The following is a 5,335-nucleotide window of genomic DNA, read 5'->3' on the forward strand; positions in this document are numbered from 1 at the left end:
TCCGTCGTCGGCAGCGTCAGATGTGTATAAGAGACAGGGCATACTTGCGCTGGGGATCGCGCTCGGCAGCGACGCGCAGGGCTGTTGTTCCGATCAAGCCGCCGGGAAGCTGCTTCTCACGCCGAACCCTCGGGCCTCTAGCTCAGTTGGTAGAGCGTCGGACTTTTAATCCGCTGGTCGTCGGTTCGAGCCCGACGGGGCCCACCACACGTTCACGTCACCACCCGTGCGCGTCACCACCTCAGGGCAGCGATGCTCCACCGCACATGACGAGCGTCTGCCCGGTGACCATGGCCCCGGAGGGCTCGAGGAGGAAGCGCACGAGCCCGGCGACCTCGGCGGGCTCGACGAGCCGACCGAGCGGTGGCAGGACGGGCGGGGTGGCCGCCCGGTTCGGGTCCTCGAGCATCGGCGTGCGGGTCGGACCGGGCGCCACGACGTTGACCGTGACGCGTCGCGGCGCGAGCTCGGCGGCCCACGAGCGGGCGAGGGCCACGAGCGCCGCCTTCGTCGCGGCGTACTGGCTCTTGCCCGGTACCCCGGTCATCGTCCGGCTGCCGACGAGCACGACGCGGCCGCCGTCGGCGACGTGCTCGACGAGGCCGTCCACGAGCCGTTCGGCCGCGCGGACGTGCACGGCCCACATCCGCTCGCCACCGGCGTGGTCGAGGGCGCCGATGCGCCCGGAGTGCTGAAGTCCCGCGGCATGGACCACGGCGCCCAGACCGCCGCCCGGGGTCGCCCGCACCGCCGCGACGGCGTCGTTGACCGAGGTGACGTCAGTCAGGTCGCAGGCCAGCCACGCGGCGCTGCCCGGGAGGGACCCACGGGTCCGGCTCAGCCCGATGACGTGCCACCCGGCGTCGAGCAGCTCGGCGGCCACGGCGAGCCCGATGCCGGAGCTGGCACCGGTGACGACGGCGGTGCGCGGCGCCGGTCCGGGGGTCCGGCTCGACAAGCCTGCGCTCTCCGGTCCGGTCACGCCGACCCGGTGGACGTCGACCCCGGACGCGTCGACGCGTCCGCGGGCGGTTGCGTGCCATCGGCCCGGCCGGCCTGCGCCACCAACCGGTCGACGGCGTCGGCCGGCACGTGCACGTACCGGATGGCGCGACGGTGCCACGTGTAGGCCAGGTGGAGGTCACCGTCGCGGCCGGGCAGCACCGACGGGTAGGACAGCTCACGGTTGAGCCCGTCGCGCGAGTTGTTCGACAGGCAGTACCCGTCACCGGTCTCGACGTCGAGCAGCGCCGGCCAGGTGCGACCGTCGTCGACGCTGACGCCGAGCGTCATCGGCGCGCGGGGCGCACCCCAGAACGCCCTGGGGCGCTCCTCGGCGCGGTCCACCCGGGCGGGTCCGCCCACGGCGAGGCCACCCGAGGCGGGGCCGCCGGCGGAACCGGGTGCAGGGCCCACCTCGGCGAGCACCGGGCCGTGGACGTCCTCCCGGATGCCGTCGTCGTCGATCTCGTCGTAGAGCGAGACCCGGCGCGCCGTGGCGTCGGCGGCACTGCTGCGGTTGAGGACGAGCGCCACCCGGCCGTCGCCGAAGGCGGCCGCCTGGATCGACGAGTTGTTGTTCGGCAGGACGGTCGGCACCGGCCGGCTCCAGGTGCTGCCGCCGTCTGTCGACGTCGTCTCCCACACATGGTCGGCCCACCGGCTGCGGAAGCACGCCCACAGCGATCCGTCCTGTCGCTCGACGATGTTCATGTGCACGCAGCCGAGGGAGCCAGGCACCTCGACGTCGGTCCACGTGGAGCCTCCGTCGTCGCTGACCCGCACCCCGGACGTGTCGGCGTCACCGGCCCACCTCTCCCCCGGCACCGTGACGCAGTTGAAGACGGGCACGAGGATGCGGCCGGTCGGCAGGACGACCGGGGGCTGGCGCACGAACACGCCGCCCTGCTCGGTGGCCGGGAACAGCACGGTCGGCTCGTCCCAGGTCACGCCGCCGTCGCGCGAGATGCGCCGACGCACCTCGGAGGTGTCCTGGTTGCCGGCCAGCTGGGCCGTGTAGAGCAGCCACACCTCCGCGTCGGTGGCGACGAAGAGCACCGGATTCTGCTCCGAGCGCGTCGGGTCGTCGCTGAGCCGCACCGGGGCCCGCCACGTGTCGGACCCGGCGGGCAGCACGGACAGGTACGCCGAGATGTCGGCGACCCCCTCCTGCGTCCCACCGAACCACACGCAGGCCAGGTCGCCGCCGGGCAGCCACGCGAGGTTGGCCGCGTGGCACTGCACGGTCGGCGTGGGCAGCAGCGCCGTCGGGAAGGCATGCGGAAAGGTCGCCTCGTCCCGCACCCGGACGACGCCGTCGGCGACGGGATCGGCGGCGAGCGTCACGACTCCCCCCGGGCAGCCCGCAGGTGCGCGGTCGCCACCTGTTCGAGGTGGACCAGGTCGGAGGACACCGTGGCGAGCGTGAACCCCTGGCCGAGGCGCTTGGCGGCGGCCTCCCCACTGGGCGTGTGGAACCCGGCGGCGATGCCCGCCGTCTGCGCCGCCCGAAGGATGCGCTCGACGGCGGCCTCGAAGACGTCGTCGACGGTCGGGTCGGTCGAGGTCGAGCCACCCACCGCCAGTCGCAGGTCGGACGGGCCGATGTAGAGCCCGTCGACACCGGGGGTGGCCGCGATCCGCTCGACGTTCTCCAGGCCCTGGGGGGTCTCGATCATCACGAGCACGACGGTCGCCTCGTTCGAGGCCGCGGGGTCCGGGCCGATCCGCAGCTGTGAGCGCATCGGGCCGTAGGAGCGGATGCCCTCGGGGCCGTACTTGGCGTACGACACGGCGCGGGCGGCGTCCTCGGCGGTGTTGACGAGCGGCACGATGACCCCGGCAGCCCCGGCGTCGAGAGCCTGCCCGATGAGGAACGGGTCGTTGGCGCCGACCCGGACCATGCCCACCGACTCGCCCCCGGCGTCGATGGCCTGCATCCCGGACAGGATGCCCTTGTAGTCGAGCAACCCGTGCTGGGCGTCGAAGCACACGTAGTCCCAGCCGACGCGCGCGAGGCGCTCTGTCGACACCGGCGAGTCGATGATGACCCAGTAGCCCAGGATCGGCTCGCGCGAACGGACCCGGCGGGCGTAGTCCAGGACACGGGCGCGGCTGCGCTCCAAGGCGGTCCGAGGGGCCTCCGCCGCGCTCATCGGTTGTATCCCGGCATCGAGCCCAGGAGGGGCGAGCCCGCCTCGTCGCATGCGGCGACGACGTCCTCGGCCAGCGGACCGGCTTGTGCAGCAGTGATGTTGGCCTCCAGCTGATGTGGTTTGGATCCGCCCAGCAGCACCGAGGAGACGACCGGCTTGGACAGCAGCCAACGCAGCGCCAGCGCAGGGAGGGTGACACCCGCGTCGGCGGCGACGGCCGACAGGGCGTCGATGACGGCGAACGTCTCGGCGTTCCAGTAGCGGTCCTTGTACATGGTCGACAGTGCCGACGAGCCGAAGCGCCCCTCGGTCGGCGACTCGGCAAAGGTGTGGCGGCCCGTCAGCAGGCCCCCGCCGAGCGGGTTGTAGACCACCGTCGCGAGGTCCTTCGTGGTGGCGAACTCGACGTACTCGGCCTCGATGCGTCGGGCGACGAGGTTGTACAGCTGCTGGGCGAGCACCGGACGCGGCGTGCCGAGCGCGTCACAGGCGGCGTTGACGTCACCGATCTGCCACGCGGCGAAGTTGGACACGCCGATGGCGCGGACCTTGCCCTCCTTGACGAAGTCGCCCAGGGCAGAGACGGTCTCGTCGATCGGGACGGAGCGGTCGGGCTGGTGCAGGTAGTAGACGTCGATGTGCTCGGTCCGCAGTCGCCGCAGGCTCGCCTCGAGCGAGGACCGCAGGGCGGACGCCGACAGCAGCGGCGCTCCGCCCGCGTCACCGGGGTAGATGCCGGCCTTGGTCGCGAGCGTCACGGCGTCCCGTCGGCCCTGGAGGATCTCCCCGAGCATCTCCTCGCTCGCTCCCCCGGCGTAGCCGTTGGCCGTGTCGACCGAGGTGATGCCGGCCCCGATCGCGACGTCGACCATCCTCCGTGCGGTGTCGAGGTCGACCGTGTCGCCGAACGTCATCGTGCCGAGCACGAGCCGCGGGAGCGGTCGGTCGAGCCCGGGCAGGTCGACGGTGGGCAGGTCGGTCATGCGATCTTCTCGCTCTCTGCCGCACGGGCGGCGGCGATGTGACGGATGAGGTGACGCGGCTTGAGGCCGGTCATGAGGGCGGGCTCGAGCGCCGAGCGACGCAGCCGCTGCGTGTACTCCTCGCGGGGGCGGGCCAGCAGCTCCTCGGTGGCCCCATGCTCGACGACACGACCGGCCCGCATGACGAGCGTCTCCTTCGAGATCGCCCGCACGACGCCGAGGTTGTGCGAGATGAACAGGTACGTCAGGCCGCGCTCGCGCTGGATCTCGCGGAGCAGCTCGATGACCTGGGCCTGGACCGACACGTCGAGAGCACTTGTCGCCTCGTCGCACACGAGCAGCTCGGGCTCGGAGGCGAGGGCGCGAGCGATGCCGATGCGCTGGCGCTGCCCGCCGGAGAACTCCGGCGGCTTGCGGGTCAGGGCACTCTTCGGCAGGCCGACGAGGTCGAGGAGCTCGGCGGCACGGTCGCGTTGCACTTTCCTCGAGCGCTCGCCACGGACCGCCACCGGTTCGGCGACGATCTGCTGCGCCGTGAGGTGCGGGTCCAGCGAGCCGTAGGGGTCCTGGAACACCATCTGGATGCGGTGCCGCAGCGGGCGCAGCGCGCGCTCGGACAGCGTCGCGAGGTCGGTGCCGTCGAGGACGATCGAGCCCGACGTGGGGCGCAGCAGGCGTACGAGGGCCTTGGCCACCGTGGACTTGCCGCAGCCGGACTCACCGACGACGGCGAGCGTCCCGCCCCGCGGCACGCTGAACGACACGTCGTCGACCGCCCGGAAGGTCTCCTTGCCGGTGCGGTACTCGACGACGAGGTTGCTCACCTCGAGCAGCGGCGTCTCAGCCATGGGTCGCCTCCTTGACGCGCGAGGTCGGGTCGGTCGGGTCGGTGGGGCCGGTCGCCGGCGAGGCCGGCTCGTCGGCGACCACGGGTGCCGCGGCGGTCCCAGTGGCGTTCTCCGGCAGGGACGTGTCGGGCTCGCCGGGTCCGCGGTCACGCAGGGCGGGGTCGTCCCACGGGCCCAGCTCGGGGATCGCGCCGAGCAGCTTCTGCGTGTACGGGTGCTGCGGGTGGTCGACGACGTCTCCGACCGGGCCCCCCTCGACGAACGCGCCGTCCTTCATGACGTGGACGCGGTCGCTCATGAGCCGGGCGACGCCGAGGTCGTGCGTGATGAGCAGCAGGCCGATACCGGT

The 5,335-nt window shown here is 72.7% G+C and carries 6 protein-coding genes and 1 tRNA gene; 1 reads left to right on the forward strand and 6 read right to left on the reverse strand.

Annotated elements, in window-relative coordinates:
• The first annotated feature begins 131 nt into the window (after positions 1-131).
• Positions 132-207, forward strand: a tRNA-Lys gene (locus ACR9ZK_RS20525).
• Positions 208-241: 34 nt separating this feature from the next.
• Here ACR9ZK_RS20525 and ACR9ZK_RS20530 read toward each other — a convergent pair.
• The 6 genes from ACR9ZK_RS20530 to ACR9ZK_RS20555 all read right to left on the reverse strand — a co-directional run.
• Positions 242-982: an SDR family NAD(P)-dependent oxidoreductase gene (locus ACR9ZK_RS20530; RefSeq protein ID WP_481343816.1), complete on the reverse strand. Its 741-nt coding sequence runs from the start codon at positions 980-982 to the stop codon at positions 242-244.
• A complete protein-coding gene (locus ACR9ZK_RS20535) occupies positions 979-2,346 on the reverse strand; it encodes a sialidase family protein (protein ID WP_481343817.1) in 1,368 nt (455 codons plus the stop codon). The genes ACR9ZK_RS20530 and ACR9ZK_RS20535 overlap by 4 nt, the downstream gene beginning before the upstream one ends.
• Complete coding sequence (locus ACR9ZK_RS20540) at positions 2,343-3,155, reverse strand: HpcH/HpaI aldolase family protein (protein ID WP_481343818.1); 813 nt, start codon at positions 3,153-3,155, stop codon at positions 2,343-2,345. The genes ACR9ZK_RS20535 and ACR9ZK_RS20540 overlap by 4 nt, the downstream gene beginning before the upstream one ends.
• A complete protein-coding gene (locus ACR9ZK_RS20545) occupies positions 3,152-4,138 on the reverse strand; it encodes an aldo/keto reductase (protein WP_481343819.1) in 987 nt (328 codons plus the stop codon). Before ACR9ZK_RS20545 ends, ACR9ZK_RS20540 begins: the two co-directional genes overlap by 4 nt.
• Entirely contained in the window at positions 4,135-4,986 is an 852-nt protein-coding gene (locus ACR9ZK_RS20550; RefSeq protein WP_481343820.1) for an ATP-binding cassette domain-containing protein, read from the reverse strand. Before ACR9ZK_RS20550 ends, ACR9ZK_RS20545 begins: the two co-directional genes overlap by 4 nt.
• Positions 4,979-5,335 (reverse strand): ABC transporter ATP-binding protein (locus tag ACR9ZK_RS20555; protein WP_481343821.1); only part of this gene is annotated, 357 nt, incomplete at its 5' end. The genes ACR9ZK_RS20555 and ACR9ZK_RS20550, both read right to left, overlap by 8 nt.

The sequence above is a fragment of the Monashia sp. HAY1-5C genome (assembly GCF_056755255.1).